Source organism: Mesorhizobium sp. Z1-4 (genome assembly GCF_004000235.1).
In the GTDB taxonomy this organism is placed as follows: Bacteria; Pseudomonadota; Alphaproteobacteria; order Rhizobiales; family Rhizobiaceae; genus RCIO01.
In genome coordinates this window covers 794472-812138 of record NZ_RCIO01000002.1, presented here as the reverse complement: position 1 = coordinate 812138, position 17667 = coordinate 794472, and the positions used below count along the sequence as shown (strand labels likewise).

General features: G+C 61.7%; 15 protein-coding genes. 5 read left to right on the top strand and 10 right to left on the bottom strand.

The genetic code is table 11. The features are described from left to right. Nucleotides 1-3 precede the first annotated feature (3 nt). On the top strand, nucleotides 4-552 hold the full coding sequence (locus tag EP165_RS10950) for a phage tail protein (RefSeq protein ID WP_127522327.1): 549 nt from the start codon (nucleotides 4-6) through the stop codon (nucleotides 550-552). Between the two features lie 249 nt (nucleotides 553-801). On the opposite strand, the gene EP165_RS10945 is transcribed toward EP165_RS10950, so the two are convergent. Beyond that, nucleotides 802-1299: an NUDIX domain-containing protein gene (locus tag EP165_RS10945; RefSeq protein WP_127522325.1), complete on the bottom strand. Its 498-nt coding sequence runs from the start codon at nucleotides 1297-1299 to the stop codon at nucleotides 802-804. A gap of 64 nt (nucleotides 1300-1363) precedes the next feature. On the opposite strand from EP165_RS10945, the gene EP165_RS10940 reads away from it, so the two are divergent. Continuing rightward, a complete protein-coding gene (locus tag EP165_RS10940) occupies nucleotides 1364-2263 on the top strand; it encodes a metallophosphoesterase family protein (RefSeq protein WP_127522323.1) in 900 nt (299 codons plus the stop codon). Between the two features lie 11 nt (nucleotides 2264-2274). Here the strand turns inward: EP165_RS10940 and EP165_RS10935 are convergent, their stop codons facing one another. Both EP165_RS10935 and EP165_RS10930 read right to left on the bottom strand, forming a co-directional pair. Then, nucleotides 2275-5496 (bottom strand): 4Fe-4S dicluster domain-containing protein, encoded by a 3222-nt coding sequence (locus EP165_RS10935; RefSeq protein WP_127522321.1) that lies wholly within the window; start codon nucleotides 5494-5496, stop codon nucleotides 2275-2277. A gap of 27 nt (nucleotides 5497-5523) precedes the next feature. Beyond that, entirely contained in the window at nucleotides 5524-5931 is a 408-nt protein-coding gene (locus EP165_RS10930) for a MarR family winged helix-turn-helix transcriptional regulator (RefSeq protein WP_206075898.1), read from the bottom strand. A gap of 163 nt (nucleotides 5932-6094) precedes the next feature. Between EP165_RS10930 and EP165_RS10925 the strand changes: the two genes are divergently transcribed. Genes EP165_RS10925 through EP165_RS10915 form a run of 3 tightly spaced genes read left to right on the top strand, consistent with a single transcriptional unit; the run spans nucleotide 6095 to nucleotide 8933 of the window. Beyond that, on the top strand, nucleotides 6095-7090 hold the full coding sequence (locus tag EP165_RS10925) for a TRAP transporter substrate-binding protein (protein ID WP_127522318.1): 996 nt from the start codon (nucleotides 6095-6097) through the stop codon (nucleotides 7088-7090). Between the two features lie 8 nt (nucleotides 7091-7098). Then, complete coding sequence (locus tag EP165_RS10920; protein WP_127522316.1) at nucleotides 7099-7623, top strand: TRAP transporter small permease; 525 nt, start codon at nucleotides 7099-7101, stop codon at nucleotides 7621-7623. Continuing rightward, nucleotides 7620-8933 carry a TRAP transporter large permease gene (locus EP165_RS10915; protein ID WP_127522314.1) on the top strand — a complete coding sequence of 438 codons (1314 nt, stop codon included), beginning with the start codon at nucleotides 7620-7622 and terminating at the stop codon, nucleotides 8931-8933. Before EP165_RS10920 ends, EP165_RS10915 begins: the two co-directional genes overlap by 4 nt. A gap of 15 nt (nucleotides 8934-8948) precedes the next feature. Here EP165_RS10915 and EP165_RS10910 read toward each other — a convergent pair whose 3' ends face one another. From EP165_RS10910 to EP165_RS10880, 7 genes are all read right to left on the bottom strand, one after another. Then, nucleotides 8949-9578, bottom strand: coding sequence for a hypothetical protein (locus EP165_RS10910; RefSeq protein WP_127522313.1), 630 nt, complete (start codon nucleotides 9576-9578; stop codon nucleotides 8949-8951). 107 nt (nucleotides 9579-9685) lie between these two features. Beyond that, on the bottom strand, nucleotides 9686-10438 hold the full coding sequence (locus tag EP165_RS10905) for an alpha/beta fold hydrolase (protein WP_127522311.1): 753 nt from the start codon (nucleotides 10436-10438) through the stop codon (nucleotides 9686-9688). Nucleotides 10439-10507: 69 nt separating this feature from the next. Further along, complete coding sequence (leuA, locus tag EP165_RS10900; RefSeq protein ID WP_127522309.1) at nucleotides 10508-12229, bottom strand: 2-isopropylmalate synthase; 1722 nt, start codon at nucleotides 12227-12229, stop codon at nucleotides 10508-10510. A 316-nt stretch (nucleotides 12230-12545) separates the two neighbouring features. Then, nucleotides 12546-13265, bottom strand: a complete 720-nt coding sequence (locus tag EP165_RS10895) for a L,D-transpeptidase (protein ID WP_206075897.1) — start codon at nucleotides 13263-13265, stop codon at nucleotides 12546-12548. 165 nt (nucleotides 13266-13430) lie between these two features. Then, nucleotides 13431-14486: an AbrB family transcriptional regulator gene (locus EP165_RS10890; protein WP_127522631.1), complete on the bottom strand. Its 1056-nt coding sequence runs from the start codon at nucleotides 14484-14486 to the stop codon at nucleotides 13431-13433. A gap of 5 nt (nucleotides 14487-14491) precedes the next feature. Then, nucleotides 14492-15397 carry a cation diffusion facilitator family transporter gene (locus EP165_RS10885; RefSeq protein WP_127522307.1) on the bottom strand — a complete coding sequence of 302 codons (906 nt, stop codon included), beginning with the start codon at nucleotides 15395-15397 and terminating at the stop codon, nucleotides 14492-14494. Nucleotides 15398-15411: 14 nt separating this feature from the next. Continuing rightward, nucleotides 15412-17601 carry an anthranilate synthase gene (locus EP165_RS10880; RefSeq protein ID WP_127522306.1) on the bottom strand — a complete coding sequence of 730 codons (2190 nt, stop codon included), beginning with the start codon at nucleotides 17599-17601 and terminating at the stop codon, nucleotides 15412-15414. Between the last annotated feature and the right edge of the window lie 66 nt (nucleotides 17602-17667).

Genomic DNA, 17667 nt, shown 5'->3' with positions numbered 1-17667 from the left:
CGAATGACTGCTACCAGAATGGCATCCGAAGTCCGATTCCCCTATGGTCTGGTACTTCCCTATGCAGGGCGCATTAGAAGCGAAGATACATCGGAACTGAAAAAACACGGCTGGTATCTTTGCGACGGTAGCGAGGTTTCAAGAGAATTACCGGGATTTGAGGTAATCGGGACAATCTACGGCGTTGGCGATCAAACCAACACGTTCAATGTCCCTGATTACCGAGGTAGATTCTTGCGTGGTGTTGATAACCCAACTGGCAGCAACTCGGCTGGGCGCGACCCTGACTCGGACGGCAGGTATGGAACCAACGGAGGCGCGAAGGGTACAGAGGTTGGTTCGGTGCAAGAAGATGCTTATCAGGAGCATCAACACGCACTAGCAAGTGTAAAATCAGCCGGTCACCAACCAGCTGTAGGCCACCCTCATGGCTACAAAGAAGGAGAATACGGGTTTAGCATCAGCGCAACCGAGGGCTCGACGGGTAGAATAACGAACGAAACTCGTCCGAAAAATTCGTATATCAACTATATTGTATTCCTTGGGAGGTAACTCGAATTATTCATGTTGCTAGGGAGTTTTGAGGTATAACTTGGACGCCGAAACGCTGTGCGCTCGGTTCTGGTTGATTTCTTCTCAACCGGCACCGGACCCCACGGCGTCCAGAGGACGATGGGCCGTCGCTGCGTGTGACTGAGATCAATAACGATTTGTTCCAAGGTGTAATCTCCCGAAACCGTATCTAGGTTCGCAATTGCGACAGTCCCGAGGCAATTCACTCAAATCGCCGTTATCAAACCATTACCAGTAGGGAGATGCATCCTCGCCATCCAGAATTTCTGCGATGCGCCGCCGCGTGCCGAGGGTGGTGTCCGCCGGCAGATCGGAGATTGGAAAGAACCCCGCCTCGGCAATTTCCCGGTCGGCGCGCTTGGCGCCCTCCAGCGAGAAGCCCGTGATGAGATAGAGCAGAACGTGGTCACGTTTGCTGGCGTGGCGGTTGAAATGAACCGACTTCAGTTCGGGCCGTGCAATGAGGCGAATGTTGCCTTCCTCGCGCAATTCGCGCTCCAGGGCCTCAAGCGCTGTCTCGCCGGTTTCGACGCCGCCGCCAGGCAGTTGGAACCCGGGCACATAGGTGTGCTTTACGAGGAAGACGCTGTTTGTCTCGCGGTTGAGCACCAGCCCGCGCACACCGAACGTCATCGGGCGGCGGATGAGAAACAGAAGATGAAAAAGCCTTCTGCGGAACCCGGACCAGATCGCCGGCGCCTTTCGCGGCAAGTCCTGCTCAGCCATTGCGGGTGAACCCGATCCCTTCTGAATGGATTGTGTTTGCCCGTCCTGCCACTAGAAAGGACCAATGTTCCGGCTTGCCCATCTCTCCGATATCCATCTTGGACCCCTGCCCGGTGTAACCTATCGCCAGCTCGCATCAAAGCGGATCACGGGATACATCAACTGGCAGCGCAACCGCCGCCGCAACCTGCATGAGGGTGTGACCGAGCGGCTGCTGTCCGACATGGCTTCCTTCGAACCCGACCACGTCGCGATAACCGGCGATCTGGTCAATCTCGCCCTGGACGCGGAACTCGAAATGGCACAGCTGTGGCTCGAATCGCTCGGCCCGTCGCATGGTGTTTCAGTCGTTCCGGGCAACCACGACGCCTATGTGCCGGGCGCGCTCGAACGCGCCTGCCGCACCTGGGACAAATGGATGCGTGCCGACATGGCGCCGGCAATCACCACCCGGCACGGCTTTCCCTACCTGCAAAGGCGCGGCCCGCTTGCGGTTATCGGCGTTTCATCCGCTGTGGCGACTGCGCCGTTTATGGCGAGCGGCTCATTTTCGTCCGAGCAGGCCAGGGGCCTTGCGGAACTGCTCGAAAAAGCCGGCGCGGAGAACCTCTTTCGCGTCATCATGATCCACCACCCGCCCGTGCGGGGCGCCACGGCAACGCACAAACGGCTCTACGGCATTCGGCGGTTTCAGAAGGTGCTGCGCAAGGCCGGGGCGGAACTGGTCATACACGGACACACCCATCTTGCCACAACTCACTGGATCGCGGGCAAAGACGGGCGTGTTCCGGTCGTCGGTGTGGCGGCCGCCGGTCAGGGCCCCGGTAGTTCGAAACCGGCTGCACAGTACAATCTGTTCGACATCGACGGGAAACCGGGCGCCTGGCGGCTCACCCTTCAACGGCGTGGTCTGAAGGGCGAGGCGATCGATCCGGTCACGATTGCCAGCGAGGACTTGAGGTAAACCCTCGCCGGTCACAGATCGACTTTGATCGTTCCGCCTTCCTCTAAGGCCCTTGAGCAGCACAGCACGATCCGGCTCTGGCGTTCCTTTGCCGAAAGAACATAGTCGCGATGCTCGACCTCGCCGCCGGAGTAGTTGCAGGCGCATACGCCGCAAATCCCGTCCGAACATTTGGTCGATATCGGTATCCCGTTCTCGGCAAGCACATCGGTCGCCGACTTTTCGGCCGACACCTCGATGGTACGGCCCGTCTTCGTCAGTTCGATCAGGAAAGGCGTGTTGACGTAGTCGGGCGGCTCGGGAACGGTGAAATACTCGCGGCTGAGCGCTTCTTCCGGCCAGCCATTGTTGCGCGCCGCCTCGAAGACCGCGTCCATGTAGCGGTCGCTGCCGCATGTGTAGAGTTTCATGCCTGGACGGAACGCCGGAATGGTCCTGGCGAGGTCTGCCCGGCCGCTCTCGCGCGAGAAGTGACAGGTGACCTTGTCGGCCCAGGGCGCGGCCTCCACTTCGCCCGCAAAACCGCACCCTTCGCGTGTTGCCGCGCTGTAGTGGAAGGTGAACGGGCGGCCCAGCGCATGCAGGCGGTGTGCCATGGTGATCAGCGGCGTCACGCCGATGCCGCCGGCCATGAGCACCGAGAATTCAGCGCTTTCATCGAGCGGAAAGTGGTTGCGCGGATCGGAGATGAAAATCCGGCGGCCTTCACGGAAGACCCGATGCATCAGCAGCGAGCCGCCGCGCCCCTTTGACTCCCGCTGGATACCGAGCACGTAACGCCCGTTGTCAGCCGGGTCGCCGGCAAGGGAATATTGCCGCTGATATTCGGGCGCAATCACCACATCGACGTGTGCGCCGGCATCGAAGCGCGGCAACGGCTGGCCGTTTACAGCCGAAAGCTCGAACCGCACGACATCCGGCGACAGGTCTTCGCGTTTGCTGATGACAACCGGAAACACCGGCGGCCTCTCATCGCCCTCGGGCGCGCGGGCAGGCACGAGATCCGACGTTTCGCCGCGATCGAGCCTTTCGCGATACTCATCCGGCGTCAGCATCGAACGATAACGTTTGATGCCTTCTTCGCGGTCGAGCGGCTGAACAACCGGGTAAGGCCGCGGCATGACGTCGGCCGGGTAGACGGCAAGCGTCTGGTCCTCGTAGCGCAGATCGATATCGACATTGAGCCCGCGTTCGTTCACGGCCCCCGCCTTCAGATAGCGCCCTTCGGTCTGCGACAATTCGATGTCCCACCACCATTTCTTGACCGGATTGATCGAGCCATGGCCGAGACGGTCGTCCAGCTCGGCAAGGATGCGCGCGCTCTTGGGAAAGCTGATGGCCATGCGCCTGAATGCGGCGTCGGAAAACAGCCCCTCGAGGTTCCACGGGCAGGTCTTCATGCACCGCCCGCACATGCCGCCAGCCGAATTCGTGAGCCGGTAGCGGGCACACTTCTCCGCATCCGATTTCCAGATCTCATAGCCGTTATACATCAGCTTGGGACCGGCGGTGATGGCACCGGACGGGCATTCGCGGGCGCATTTGTTGCAGTTGTTGCAGAAGGTCTGCAGCCCGAAATCGATCGGCCGGTCATGGTCCATCGGCATCGAGGTGGTGACAACGCCCGATTTCAGGCGCGGCCCAAGATAGGGGTTGAGGATAACCTCGCCGATCCTGCTGACCTCGCCCAGGCCCGACAGGAGCAGAAGCGGCGGCTGCAGCACGTCGCCATCGATGACCGAGTGCACACGCGCCGAATAACCCAGCCGCCGAACCTGCTCGGCCACAACGCCTCCGAGCAGCGAAAAGCGCAGATAGGCGCGCATCGACTGTGCGACCGAAATCCAGTCGTCGCCGCTGGCGCCTTCCATGGTCTCGTGACCCTGGTCGATCAGGATCGAAATGCCGTTGTCGTGATATGGCGTAATCGGATTGCCACCGGCGTCGTGCGAGTAATACGCCCACTCCGGCACGCGTGACAGGCCCACCGCATCGCTGGACAGAAAATAGGCTGAAGCCTTGAGGTTTTCGGCATTGCGTTTGGGATCATGCGTCTCGGGCGCAACCGGCCCACGGGCATCACCGAACTGAAGCAGCAGCAACGCCCCCAGCGCACGCCTGGCGCAGGCGCCGATAGGGCTCTTCATCACATACATGCCGCCCTTGGCCGCTTCCTGGACCGACTTGCCCATATCGCCGAACAGCGCCCGGGCAAAAAAGTCCGCCCGCTTCGGGAAGCGCGGCACACGCTCCTCGTCGATGAAAGTCGTCGGCTCGTCGCGCCGCCGGATCGTCTCGAAAGGGTAAGGCCCCATGCGGAATTCGCGGTCGTGAAAAGGCTCGGCCGTTGACTGCTTGCGCGCCGTACCTTTGCCGACCCACCACGAAGGACCGTGCGAACGCAGCCCGTTGCGCCCGCCCTCTGCCGCGAGCGGCGCATCGGGTTCCATGGCCATCGTCGTGGTTATGGCAGCGAGGCCGAAACGCCGGCCGACAAAGGCGTTTTCGATTTCTGCACTGCCGTTGACGCCGGCAAGCCCTGCCGAAACCGCAAGCCGGCGCAGGTCGATTTCCGACGTGGTTGCGGTGTGGGCGCGCGCCTCGAAGCCAAGCATGCGCAGATAATTGGCCAGAACGACCGCGCAGTTGGCGCTCAAAAGCGCCGCGCGCTGCGGCTGGATACCGCGAAACCACTCGGTCCCGGGCTCATCTTTTCGCGGTTCGCGTGTATGTTCGACAAGGAAGACGACCGCATGCGTATGGTGCCTGACCGGCTCCAGTTTGGCACGCGCGGACTCCAGAATATCGGCATAGATCGCGTCGATACCAGCCGCAAACGACTTCGGTCCGCCCGCTTCCAGCTCCTGCTTGAGCTGGTCGATCATCGGGTTCCGGTATGGCGCGGTCAGAAAATGATCGTCTTCCAGTTGAGCCACGCCCACCATGGCGGCATCGAAATAGTAGCCGGCTGCCTTCATGTGTCGGGCGCGCTCGCCTGGATCGGCCGGTACTTCCGCTTCGCCATGAACTATTGCCCCGTCGCGCACGGTATCGAACATGCCCATGAAGCGGCCCATCGCATGCGACATGGAACGCGGGTCCGGATGATCGAATGACAGCGCCTCGGCTTCCGGAAGCTGCTTCAGGTCGACGGCCCGGTCGCTGCGCGCGAGCCTTTCCAGAGGAAACGGCCCCAGATGGACCGGCCGGTTCTTGTAGGAGAAGAAGCGCATGTCAGCGATCTCGATTCATGATTCAGGTCACAGCTTGGTAAGGCGTTCATGTTCGTCGGCGCTCAATGCATCGAGTGCATGCATGAACTGAGCCGTCATCTCCGGGCTTAGCTTGGTCATGAAATGACGGTGCATCTCGTCGACTGCGACACGCGCCCGCGTGAGAACGTCCTGTCCGGAATCGCTCAGCGAAAGCGCGATCGTGCGCCCGTCGCCGCTGCCGCCATTGCGGCAGACCAGCCCTTTTGCCGCCATGTCCTTGAGCAGACGCGACGTCGCCGGGCGGGTGATGCCGATATAGTCGGCGAGCTCGGAGGGATTTGTGATACCCTCGTCGCCAACCCCGGTGAGCACGCACCACATCAGACGGGTGAGGCCGAATGGCGCAATGCCGCGCTCAAGCCGTGTCTGCATGATGCGCGACAAACGCGACACCCTGTAACCCAATCTCCGGTGGAGTTCATATTCTCGCATGTCCACTGCCCTTCGAAATTAAACTTGACGAACTAATTAACATTGTCAATCATCTGATTACCGAGGGTAACTAAATTCAGGCAGTCATCGCCCTGCGAATCCCCTCGACCTTGGGAGGATACCAATGCTTAACAAGATTCTGGCGGCAGCAGCCGTCGCGATATTGGTGTGCGCCGCGCCGACGCACGCTTCCGAACTCAAACTCGCACACTTCATGTCGCCGCAGCATCCGATGGATCGCCATGTCATGACCCCGCTCGCCGAGCGCGTGGCCGCCGCCTCCAATGGCGAACTGACGATCAAGATCTACCCGGGCGGAGAACTGGGCGCGGGTCCCAATCAGCAGTACCGCCGTGCCGTGACCGGCATCGCGGATATCGCGTTCAACCTTCCGCAGTACACGCCGGCTCAGTTCAAGCGCTCGGTTCTGTTGCACGTGCCGGGTCTGTTCACCTCGCCGGAACAGGCGACGGCCACGATCTGGGACAAGATGGATGCGCTGAACGAAGATTTCTCCGAAGTTAAGCTGCTCGCATACTGGACCAACAACCCCTCGATTCTTTTCACGCGCGAGCGCGCGGTTCGTTCGCTTTCCGACATGAGTGGCCTGAAAGTTCGCATTCCGGACCCGGTTTCCGCCTCCATCGTCGAGGCCTGGGGCGCCATTCCGGTTTCACTGCCGGCGACCGAAACCTACAACGCCCTCAGCACCGGCATCGTCGATGCCGTTCTGATCGACGCGTCGGCGGTCGGCTCGTACAAGCTGCATGAAATCACCAAATACGTCACAACCGACATTCCCGGCGCACTGTCCACGTTCACGCTGATCATGAACAAGGGCGCATGGGACGGCCTGAGTGAAGAACAGCGCGGCATACTCGCGGCCGAGACCGGCAAAGAGCTGTCGATGGAGGCTGCTGCCGCGTTCAAGGGTGCGGGCAACAAGGGCATGGAGATGCTCGCCGCCGCCAATATCGAGCTGATCGAGTTGGGCGATACGGAGCGCGCTGCTTTCATTAACGCCATGCAGGGGCCGGTTTCGGAGTTTCTGACCTCCGAGGGCAACAACAGCGGTTTTGACGGCCCCGCCTTTGTCGACGGGTTCCGTACCGCGAACTGAGCCGGTCGATGAACCGCAATGAACACGATGAGCTCCCGGAGGTTCCCGGGGGCTCGTCCCCGCTGATGCCCGCCGAAAAATGGCTGGTTTCGGCTCTGCAGTTCCTGGGCGGCATCGCACTTGGCGCCCTGGCTTTGCTCACCGTTGCAGACGCCTTGCTGCGCTCTTTCGCCAACCGGCCGATCCTGGGCGGCAACGACATGGTTCAGGTACTGCTGGTCCTGGTTGTCGCCGCATCCATCCCGCTTTGCATTCACGCAGGGCGCGCCATCGCGATCGAGATGATCTTGGAGCGGCTGCCGGCAGGTCCCCGCGTGGTCATTACCAAAATGTCGGATCTCTTGTGCGCAACTGTCCTGGCCGTCCTGTCCTGGCGCTGCGCCATCAATGCGAGCCAGGCGGCACTTTTCGGTGAAACAACGATGCTTCTTCAGATACCGTTCGGGCCCTTCTACTGGTGCCTCGCCGTGTCATTCGCGCTCAGCGCCCTGCTGTTTGCGCTGAAGTTTGCAGGCTGGAGACTTGCTCAATGAGTTCCGTGACGATCGGCCTGCTTGGCTTCGCTGGCCTGTTCGGCCTCATGGCCGCCGGGGTGCCGGTCGGCCTCGCCCTGCTTGCATCCGGTCTGGTCGGAACCATTGCGCTCGCAGGTTGGACATCTGCGGCATACACGCTTTCCGGGCAGGCATTTGCGACGGCGGCCCATTACGAACTTTCGGTTCTGCCGCTTTTTATCCTGATGGGTAACCTCGCTTCGCGCTCGGGCCTGAGCAGGGATCTCTACGAAGTCGCATATCGCTGGATTGGCCACCTGCGCGGCGGGCTGGCCGGAGCCACCGTCCTGGGTTGCGCGGGGTTTGCCGCACTGTCCGGCTCGTCGATCGCATCCGCGGTAACAATGGGCCGCGTTGCCTACCCCAACATGCGCAGGTTCGGTTATGGCGGCAAACTCGCAACAGGCACGATTGCCGCCGGCGGCACGCTCGGCATCCTCATTCCGCCCTCGACCGGCTTTGTGCTCTACGCAACGTTGACGGAGCAGTCGATCGGGCGCCTCTTCATGGCCGGCATTCTTCCCGGGCTGCTGCTGACGGCGCTGTTCCTCATTGCCATCGCCATCATCGTGCGCCTGCGGCCGGAAGAAGGCCCGGCCGGAACGCCTTCCGACTGGCGCGAGCGCTTGCGTGCGACACGGAGAGCATTCGGCATCACGGCCATCGTGCTGCTGACCATCGGCGGCATCTACGGCGGCATCTTCACGCCGGTCGAAGCCGCCGGCGTAGGCGCCGCGTTTGCCTTCGTGATGCTTGTCGTGCGCGGCATGTTCAGCATTTCGGCCATGACCGACGTTATGGCCGACACGCTGCGCACCACCGGCATGTGTTTCCTGATCCTGATCGGCGCCAACGTCTTTTCGCCGTTTATCGCGCTGACCGGCCTCCCCGCGGTCGTCGCAGAGCTTTTCGCGGCTTCGCCTCTCGGCCCCTATACGATGCTGCTGCTCATCATCGCCGTCTACGCGCTGCTGGGCATGGTGATCGAAGGGCTGTCGCTGATGGTCATCACCTTGCCGATCGTCTACCCGCTAATCCTCGGGCTGGGTTTCGATCCGATCTGGTTCGGCGTTGTCATGGTGATCGTGCTGGAGATGGGGTTGATCAGTCCCCCGGTCGGCGTCAATTGCTTCGTCGTCTCGACAATCGCACGCGACGTGAAGCTGGAAACCGTCTTCGCCGGAGTCATGCCGTTCTGGGCAGCAATGATCGTGGCAATTCTGCTGCTCGTCGCGTTTCCGCAGATCGCGCTTCTGATGCCGAACTCAATGTTCAACCAGTTGCCCTGACGGCCCGTGCAGGCCTCAGTTGAGGCCCAGCACAGACGTGATTTCCGGAACCCGGTCACGCAGCAGCGCCAGGGTTGTTGCACCGCCGATCAGCACGCCAATGATGATCAGCGCCAGACCGGACAGGGCCTCGCCAGCCCTGCTCCGCTTCGCCGCTTCATCGCTCGCGGCGGCATCCGCTTGTCCGGAAGCCAACGGTGAAGGACGCGCGGCAGTGCGCTCCTCCGGTTCCTCAAGCTGCCGTTTACGTTCCACGATCCGTTCAGCCACATATCGGGTGACGGCATCCGCGACGGGAGCGGCGTCTTCGGCTTCCGCGAGGACGACACGACCGGCGCGCGTGTCGCGCAGAAAGCGATAGGTGCGGCGATCACGGGCAATAGCGACATAAGCGACGGCGTCGATCCAGAACCGCGGCTGCACACCTGAGGAAATCGCAAAGTCGAAGGTCTCGTCATCCGCCGGCACATCTTCGATAACGTCCTGAAGTTCCTGTTTCAGTACGTCCAGACGGGCACGCTGCAGATCGCGGATTTCATGAACGACATCGTCACGATCGGCACGTGCAGACTTGGCCTCCAGAATCGCCGCCGACAACCGCCGCACATTGTCCTGTTCTATCGCCTTTTCGGTGTTGTCACTCATGGCTCTGCTTTCGAAACCGTTTACTAAGGTAAACAGAATCTTAGCACATCGAAGCGGACCTGTGTGTGCAGCGCGTCAACAAGGTTTACGGGCTGGCCCGGGCGCGCTCAGCGCGCGTTTCTTGCGATCAATTCCGAAACGAAATCAGGCACTTCCTGTGGCAGCATATGGCCCACGCCTTCAAGCAGGTGCAGCGCAAATTGCGGCGGCAGTGCGGCGGTTTGGGCAACGGGAAGGACATTGTCGATGGTACCCCAGCCGACCGCGACCGGCATTCTGAGCCCGGCCATGCGTTCGCGCGGAATGGCTCCCTGCCGCCCGTCACGCGTGATCGACCGTGAGAGCGCGACCAGCGCATCTGCCTGACCGTCGGCTGAACGCCAGGCCGCAAGGTCCGCCACCGCATCGTCGTCCACCTGCGTATCCCAGCCGGTCATGGCCTCAAGCGTTGCCCGCAAATCACCCGGCGAAACAGCTGCGGCGGAGCGGCCGAGCAGCCTGGCATTGATCTGCGGACCGAACCCGCCAGGCGCGAAGAGAGACAAGGACGCAATGCGTTGCGGTGCTTCCAGCGCCATAAGCACAGCAACGGCCCCGCCCATGGAGTGACCGGCAACATGAAATTGCTCGATGCCCCGGCGCGTCAGATCGGCCAGCACCGCGTCGACCGCGACTTTCGGTTTGCCGGTTTCGGGCCAGGGATGCGAGTTGCGGTGGCCGGGCAGGTCGTAGGCGAGGATGCGGCAGTGCTTTGAAAGCAGCGGGATGACCGCATCCCACGTCGCGTGGCTGCCGCCGAACCCATGCAGCAGAACGACGGGCGGACCGGAGCTGCCGACTTCAAGCGCAAACAACCTCATCGCTACTGCACCTCCGCCACGGTCAAGAATAGTGGAGGGGCCGGCGCGGCTGGCACCGGCCCCGGCCGCTCATTCGGCAAGCATCAAAATCCGGTTCGCGGCAGAAACCACGGCTTCGAGCGATGCCGCCACGATGTTGGTGCTGATACCGACACCGAAAAGTTTCCCGCCCGGATGTTCCATTTCCATGTAGCACACAGCTGCCGCATTGGAGCCGCGCTGCATGGAGTGTTCGGAATAGTCGATCACCGAAAGATCGACACCGATATGTTTGGAAAGCGCATCGACAAAACCGTCGATAGGGCCGGTACCGACGCCCGAAATGGTGATTTCCTTGCCATTGTCGACAATTTGCGCCTCCACCGCCCGGCGGCCTTTGACCGTGGTATCCGGGAAGGTCTGGTGATCGACGAATTTGAGCCGCGCCGAAGGCTGGTCGACATAAGCCTCGAGAAACTCCTCATAGATGCGTTTCGAGGGCAGTTCGCGCCCCTCGCCGTCGGTGATCGCCTGGATCGACTGGCTGAATTCGACCTGCAGGCTGCGCGGCAGGTTGAGGCCGTAGTCGGCCTGCAGCACATATGCGATGCCGCCTTTGCCCGACTGCGAATTGATCCGGATGATCGCCTCATAGCTGCGCCCGACATCCTGCGGGTCGATGGGCAGATAGGGCACCTCCCAGAGCGGTTTGTTGGCCTTCCTGAAAGCCTTCATCCCCTTGTTGATGGCATCCTGGTGCGACCCGGAGAACGCCGTATAGACGAGCTCGCCGACATAGGGATGGCGCTCGGGAATCCGCAGCTGGTTGGAATATTCATACACATCCTTGATGCGCGTAATGTCCGAGCAGTCGAGTTCGGGATCGACCCCTTGCGTGTACATGTTGAGCGCCAGCGTGACGATGTCGACATTGCCGGTGCGCTCGCCATTGCCGAAGAGCGTTCCTTCCACGCGGTCGGCACCCGCCATCAGGCCGAGCTCCGTCGCCGCGATGCCCGTGCCGCGGTCATTATGCGGGTGAAGCGATACGATGACGCTGTCGCGCCGGTCGATATTGCGGCACATCCACTCGATGCGGTCGGCATAGATATTGGGGGTCGACATCTCGACCGTGGACGGCAGATTGATGATCAGCTTGTCGTCGGGCGTCGGCTGAACAACCTCGATGACGGCATTGCAGATATCGAGCGCGACATCGAGCTCCGTGCCGGTGAAGCTCTCGGGCGAATACTGGAACCGGTAGCCGCCGCCAGCAGCCGCAGCCATGTCGGTGATCATCTTGGCCGCGTCGGTCGCGATCTGCTTGATGCCGGCGACATCCTTTTCGAACACGACCCGGCGCTGCAGTTCGCTGGTCGAGTTGTAGAAGTGGACGATCGGCTGATGCGCGCCTTCCAGTGCTTCGAAGGTGCGCTTGATGAGTTCTGGACGGCACTGCACCAGCACCTGCAGCGACACGTCCTTCGGCACACCGGCTTCGTTGATGGCCCAGCGGGCGAAGTCGAAATCGGTTTGCGAGGCGGAGGGAAACCCGATCTCGATTTCCTTGAAGCCCATATCGAGCAGCAGCGCGAACATGCGCGCCTTGCGTTCATGCCCCATGGGGTCGATCAGCGCCTGATTGCCGTCACGCAGATCGACGGAACACCAGACCGGCGCGGTTTCGATCTGCTTCGAGGGCCAGGTGCGGTCGCTGAGCGTGACTTGCTGATAGTGTTCGTATTTGCGGGCTGCCCCGGGCATTCCTGCCATGGGTCGGGCGGAAGATGGCGTTTCTTCGCGTTTATTCATCTTTATGGCTCCGGCTGTGTCCCGGCTGAAGATGCTCGGCGACACGGTATGAATTGCTGATCTGATTGATAAGGAGCATCAGGCCGCGGCGGCCCATTCGACCGCCGGGCGCTCCTCTTCAGCGAGCCCGGCGATCGCCGCTAAGGCCGAGTAGACGGAGCGTCGAAAAGAGCGCGCGCATGGTCTCGCCCGCGAAAGCGTGCTTGCGAGTAACCAGATATGTGCTGCGCATCGACATGAGCGGCGTGATAGCGCGAAGGCTGCGCCGAGGCAAGTGCGGACGCCTTGGCAGGTGTCAAAGCGCCCCCGCGGCGGATCAGGCGTTGGCGGTTTGGCCAGGCACGGCTGCCATCGGCACTGGAGCGTCCTGCGGCGTCTCATGGCTCAGCACCACGACGACGGCGCCCACGGGAACGCGGCTGTAGAGATCCAGAATGTCCTGATTGAACAATCGGATGCAGCCCGACGATATCGCCTTGCCGATCGACCAGGCCTCCGTCGTTCCATGAATGCGGTAGAGCGTGTCCACCCCGCCCTGGAACAGGTAGAGCGCACGCGGACCGAGCGGGTTGGTCAGCCCCGGCTCCATGCCTCCGGCAAGCGGGCCATAGCGCGCCGGTTCCCGTTTGATCATTGACTGGGTTGGCGTCCAGCGCGGCCACTGAGCCTTGCGCGCAACCGTGGCCCTGCCCTCGAACTCCAGACCTGCCTTGCCCACGCCGATGCCGTAGCGCATCGCCTTGCGGTTTTCCTGCACAAGATAGAGGAAACAGTTCGGCGTATCGATCACGATCGTTCCGGGGGCTTCGGGGCCATGATAGGCAACTTGCTGGCGCAGATACTGCGTTTCAACCTTGCTGATGTCGGTGGCCGGCAGGGGAAAGCGCTCATCCGGTTTGGGGCCGTACATGGCGACGTAATACGGATCCGGGCCGGCTGGCTTGAGCGGCTGGCGCGCGGTAACGCAGCCGGTAACTGCCGGAGCCAAGGCGATGGTGAGTGAATGACGCAGGAACTGGCGGCGGGATAAGGACATAACAGACGAAACCATGCTTCTTTGCGGCCGCCGACGCGCGGCCTGTGAAGGCCGAGTTGCCCGTGAAAGATGGCGGAGGTCTGTGCCAAAGGCGTCCAAAAGAAGGCACGCCGGGCAGTGTGGCGCGCGAGCCACAAGCCGCATGGCTGCCATGCAAAAAAGCCGCTACTCGCGAACGCTTTTCGCGACCAGCCGCGCGAGGCTTGGGCCCATCAGAAGCACGATCAGAAAGCGCAGCATCTGCAACGCCATGACGAAGGAAAGGTCGACGCCATCGGCGGCCGCGGCAATGATGGCGACCGAATCCATGCCGCCCGGGCTTGTGGCGAGATAAGCCGTCAGCGGATCGACCCCGGCGAACTGTGCCAGCAGAAACGCGACAAGCCCGCAAATCGCGATCAGAGCCAGTATCGAGGCAGTCACCTGCCGCAGGGAGCGGCGGATCTGCGAAATGGTTTCGCGGTTGAAACGCAGACCGATGGTCAGCCCGACCGCGCCGTAGCTCGCTGCAAGCAGCCACTCGGGAAGCTGGAAATCGACCCCCGCGCCGATATGAAGCGCGAAGGCAACCAGAAGCGTTCCGATGAATTGCGGCGAGGCAAACCGCAGCAGCTTGCCGACAAAAGGCCCTGCGATCACGACGAAGACAGTCGCCGCGAAGGGCACGGCTTCGATCGGCGGAAACCACACCGTCTGAATATCCCCGGCATCGCCGACCCATAACCGCGCAATGATCGCAGCCGCGGCGGTTACGAGCACGACCCGGTAATACTGCATGAAGGCGACAAGCCGCTGGTCGGCACCGAAGGCACCTGCCATGAGCACCATGGCCGATGCCGCGCCGGGCGCCGAACCCCAGACGGCGGTGGTTCCGGGAAGAATTTTCCAGAAGCTGATCAGCCAGCCGAGCAGGCTGCTTGCCGCCAGAGTGATCACCACGCTGCCGACCAGAAGCGGCCAGTTGGCGAGAAATGCCGGCAGAAACTCCGGCGAAAGCGACGAAGCGATAAGACACGCCACAACCGCCTGCGCGACGACGAAAAAGCCATGCGGCATGCGGATCGTCGCGCCGCTGACCCCGAACAGGATAGCGCACAACATTGGCCCGACGAGGAATGCGGCAGGGAACTGCGCCGCTTCCAGCGCAAGAGCCACGCCGCCCGAGAGAACGGCGAGCGCTGCCCACTGAATTGCGCGCGGCAGTTTGGCAATGCCGGCCATGCCCGTCACGCGAACGGCACCGCACTGGAGCCGGCGGGCAGTTTCGCCTCATGTTCCGGTTCGACATGAATGAGAACGCGCACCGACGGTATTTCGGCTTGCAGGGCCTCCTCGATACGGTCGCAGATCACATGGCTGTCCCTCACCGTCATGTCCGCGTCGACGACAAGGTGAAATTCGATGAAGGTCGCGCGACCGGCGATCCGCGTCTTGAGATCATGTACTTCGATGGCGCCTTTTGAGACGGCGGAGATAATATCGCGGATACGGATATGATCCTCAAGTCCGACGGCGCGATCCATGAGCCCGTCGACCGACGTCGAGATGACCTTCCAGCCCTGCCATAAAATATTGAGCGCCACGATGAGTGCCAACACCGAGTCGAGCCAGAACCAGCCGGTCAGCACGGCACAGATCAGTCCAACGATCACACCGACGGAGGTCGCCACATCCGAAAACAGATGACGGCTGTCGGCATCGAGCGCCGGCGATTTGTGGGCGCGCGCGGCCCGCAAAAGCACGGTTGCCCAGGCCGTATTCACCACCGTAGCCACGCCGTTGACCGCAAGCCCCGTCCACGGAGCATCGAGTACGACCGGCGTCTGCCAGGCGCGCCAGACCTCGAAGACGATCAGCAATGCGGCAATGACAATCAGGACACCTTCCAGCACGGCCGAGAAGTATTCGGCTTTGTGATGACCGTGCTGGTGCGTCTGGTCCGCCGGCTTGTGCGAAAGCCTGATCGCCCAGAGCGCGGCGACGGCGGCAATCACATTGACGATCGATTCCAGCGCGTCCGACAACAGCGCGACCGAGCCGGTCATCCGCCATGCGACGAACTTCAGCGCCATGACCGCGAAGGCGATCACGATCGACCAGCTCGCAAGCGCCCGGACGCGCCTCTTCGACATCAGCTTGTCTCCAGTCAGGCAGCCTTCGCCCCAGCCTTGCGGGGCAGGTGCGCAACCACGTTCTCGATCATGCGCATGCCGGCATTCTGTCCGAGCGACATAATGGATTCGGGGTGAAACTGCACTGCGGCAATCGGAGCACTGCTATGTTCGATTGCCATCACCACTCCGTCCTCGGTTTCAGCGGTGATCGTAAACTCCGGCGGCAGCTTGACGGGATCGGCGAAAATCGAGTGGTAGCGCCCGACCGTCACTTCGCTCGGCAGCCCCGAGAACACGATGCCCGGCTCGTTGATCCTGATGCGCGAGGGTTTGCCATGCATCGGCTCGCGGAGCTGTCGCAACTCGCCGCCAAAGGCTTCTGCCAGCGCCTGCAAACCAAGGCACACGCCGAATATCGGCAGATTTCGTGCCCGCGACCTTTCAATCGTGGCTTTGCAATCGAAATCCTTCGGCGACCCTGGCCCAGGTGAAAGCACGACGAGATCGGGATCGATCCGGTCGAACACGGCGTCCGATACCGGCGAGCGAACGGTGGACACCTGCGCCCCGGTCTGACGGAAGTAGTTCGCCAGCGTGTGGACGAAGCTGTCCTCGTGATCGACAAGCAGGATCGAAAGCCCGTCGCCGACACGGGCCGCGCTTCGTTCGGCACTGGGCGCATTTCCTCCAGTGGCATCGCGGATCGCTGAAAGCATCGCGGAAGCCTTGAGCTCGGTCTCCGCCTCTTCTTCTTCCGGGTTGGAATCGTTGAGCAGCGTCGCTCCGGCCCGCACCTCCGCCAGTCCGTCCTTGATGCGGATCGTTCGCAGTGTCAGCCCGGTATTCAGATTGCCGTTGAAATGCACCATTCCGACCGCGCCGCCATACCATCCGCGTGCGCTCTTCTCGTTGTTTTCGATGAAGCGCATCGCCCAAAGTTTGGGCGCGCCGGTTACCGTCACGGCCCAGGCGTGGCTGAGAAAGGCATCGAACGCGTCCATGCCTTCGCGCAGTCTGCCCTCGATATGATCGACGGTGTGAATGAGACGCGAATACATCTCGATCTGACGCCGACCGATCACGCGCACCGAGCCTGGCTCGCAGACACGGCTTTTGTCGTTGCGGTCGACGTCGGAGCACATGGTGAGTTCCGACTCGTCCTTCTTCGAATTGAGCAGCTTCAGGATCTGCTCGCTGTCGGAAATGGCGTCGTCGCCGCGGCGGATGGTGCCCGAAATCGGACAGGTCTCGACGCGCCGGCCAGACACCCGCACGAACATCTCGGGCGACGCGCCGATCAGATATTCGCGCTCGCCCAGATTGATGAAGAAGGAATAGGGCGACGGGTTTATCGCCTTCAGACGGCGCGAGATTTGCGACGGTTTGGATTCGCATCGTTCGTAAAACAGCTGTCCGGGCACGACTTCGAAAAGGTCGCCGCGCCGGAAGCTTTCTTTTGCCTTCTCGACCAGTCGTGCATATTCGCCGGGCTCGTGGTCGCCGCGTGGCGGAATGGCCGCCGCCGGCGCGAACGGTACTTCATCACCACCACGCTCAAGCCCCTCGGTCGAATAGCCGGCGCCGGAGAAGTCATACCGGTCGTGCCATGCCCTGGCGGCGTGGTGATCGACGACCAGAATTTCGTCGGGCAGGTAGAGTACGAGGTCGCGCTGGCTTTCGCCGCGCTCGAGCTTCTGTTCGATCGGGTCGAACTGCAGCGCCAGATCGTAGCCGAAAGCGCCGTAGAAACCGAGATTGTCGTCTTGATCGCAGCGGAACAGATCGACAAGCACACGCAGCACGGAAAACACCGTCGGCGCGCGCGAGCGTTCCTCTTCGGCGACAATGCGTTTCGGCTCGGCAACATGCAATCTGACGCTGTGCTCAGTTACCTCGTCAACCGACAGGTCGTCCTTGCCGGTCAAGGCGTCGGCAATAAGCGGGACAAGTACCGCGCCGCGCGCATTCAGCGCTTCGATGCGCACAGCGCGTCCTCGTGCCGTAATGCCGAGCGGCGGATCCACGATCGCGGTATCCCAGCGCGTATAACGCCCCGGATACTCGTAGTTGGAAGAAAACACACAGCCACGCCGCGAATCCAGCGCATCGACATATTTGTCTATTGCGCCCTCATAAGGCGTCTCGTGACGCCGCCGCGTGATCGTGACACCGCCCTTTGTCACGAAGCGTTCCGCGCCGTCTTCGAGCGTTTCGATCACCATTTTTCAGTCTCCGTCCTTCGCCTGGGGCGGGACATAAAAAATGGCCGCCCGGTTATCCCGTTGCGG

What these genes read in the sequence shown, in the direction of transcription:
- EP165_RS10905 (WP_127522311.1), bottom strand. Translation starts at nt 10,438, where the DNA reads ATGAGGTTGTTTGCGCTTGAAGTCGGCAGCTCCGGTCCGCCCGTCGTT.
- EP165_RS10895 (WP_206075897.1), bottom strand. Translation starts at nt 13,265, where the DNA reads ATGTCCTTATCCCGCCGCCAGTTCCTGCGTCATTCACTCACCATCGCC.
- EP165_RS10910 (WP_127522313.1), bottom strand. Translation starts at nt 9,578, where the DNA reads ATGAGTGACAACACCGAAAAGGCGATAGAACAGGACAATGTGCGGCGG.
- EP165_RS10880 (WP_127522306.1), bottom strand. Translation starts at nt 17,601, where the DNA reads ATGGTGATCGAAACGCTCGAAGACGGCGCGGAACGCTTCGTGACAAAG.
- EP165_RS10920 (WP_127522316.1), top strand. Translation starts at nt 7,099, where the DNA reads ATGAACCGCAATGAACACGATGAGCTCCCGGAGGTTCCCGGGGGCTCG.
- EP165_RS10885 (WP_127522307.1), bottom strand. Translation starts at nt 15,397, where the DNA reads ATGTCGAAGAGGCGCGTCCGGGCGCTTGCGAGCTGGTCGATCGTGATC.
- EP165_RS10950 (WP_127522327.1), top strand. Translation starts at nt 4, where the DNA reads ATGACTGCTACCAGAATGGCATCCGAAGTCCGATTCCCCTATGGTCTG.
- EP165_RS10935 (WP_127522321.1), bottom strand. Translation starts at nt 5,496, where the DNA reads ATGCGCTTCTTCTCCTACAAGAACCGGCCGGTCCATCTGGGGCCGTTT.
- EP165_RS10890 (WP_127522631.1), bottom strand. Translation starts at nt 14,486, where the DNA reads ATGGCCGGCATTGCCAAACTGCCGCGCGCAATTCAGTGGGCAGCGCTC.
- EP165_RS10945 (WP_127522325.1), bottom strand. Translation starts at nt 1,299, where the DNA reads ATGGCTGAGCAGGACTTGCCGCGAAAGGCGCCGGCGATCTGGTCCGGG.
- EP165_RS10925 (WP_127522318.1), top strand. Translation starts at nt 6,095, where the DNA reads ATGCTTAACAAGATTCTGGCGGCAGCAGCCGTCGCGATATTGGTGTGC.
- EP165_RS10940 (WP_127522323.1), top strand. Translation starts at nt 1,364, where the DNA reads ATGTTCCGGCTTGCCCATCTCTCCGATATCCATCTTGGACCCCTGCCC.
- leuA (WP_127522309.1), bottom strand. Translation starts at nt 12,229, where the DNA reads ATGAATAAACGCGAAGAAACGCCATCTTCCGCCCGACCCATGGCAGGA.
- EP165_RS10915 (WP_127522314.1), top strand. Translation starts at nt 7,620, where the DNA reads ATGAGTTCCGTGACGATCGGCCTGCTTGGCTTCGCTGGCCTGTTCGGC.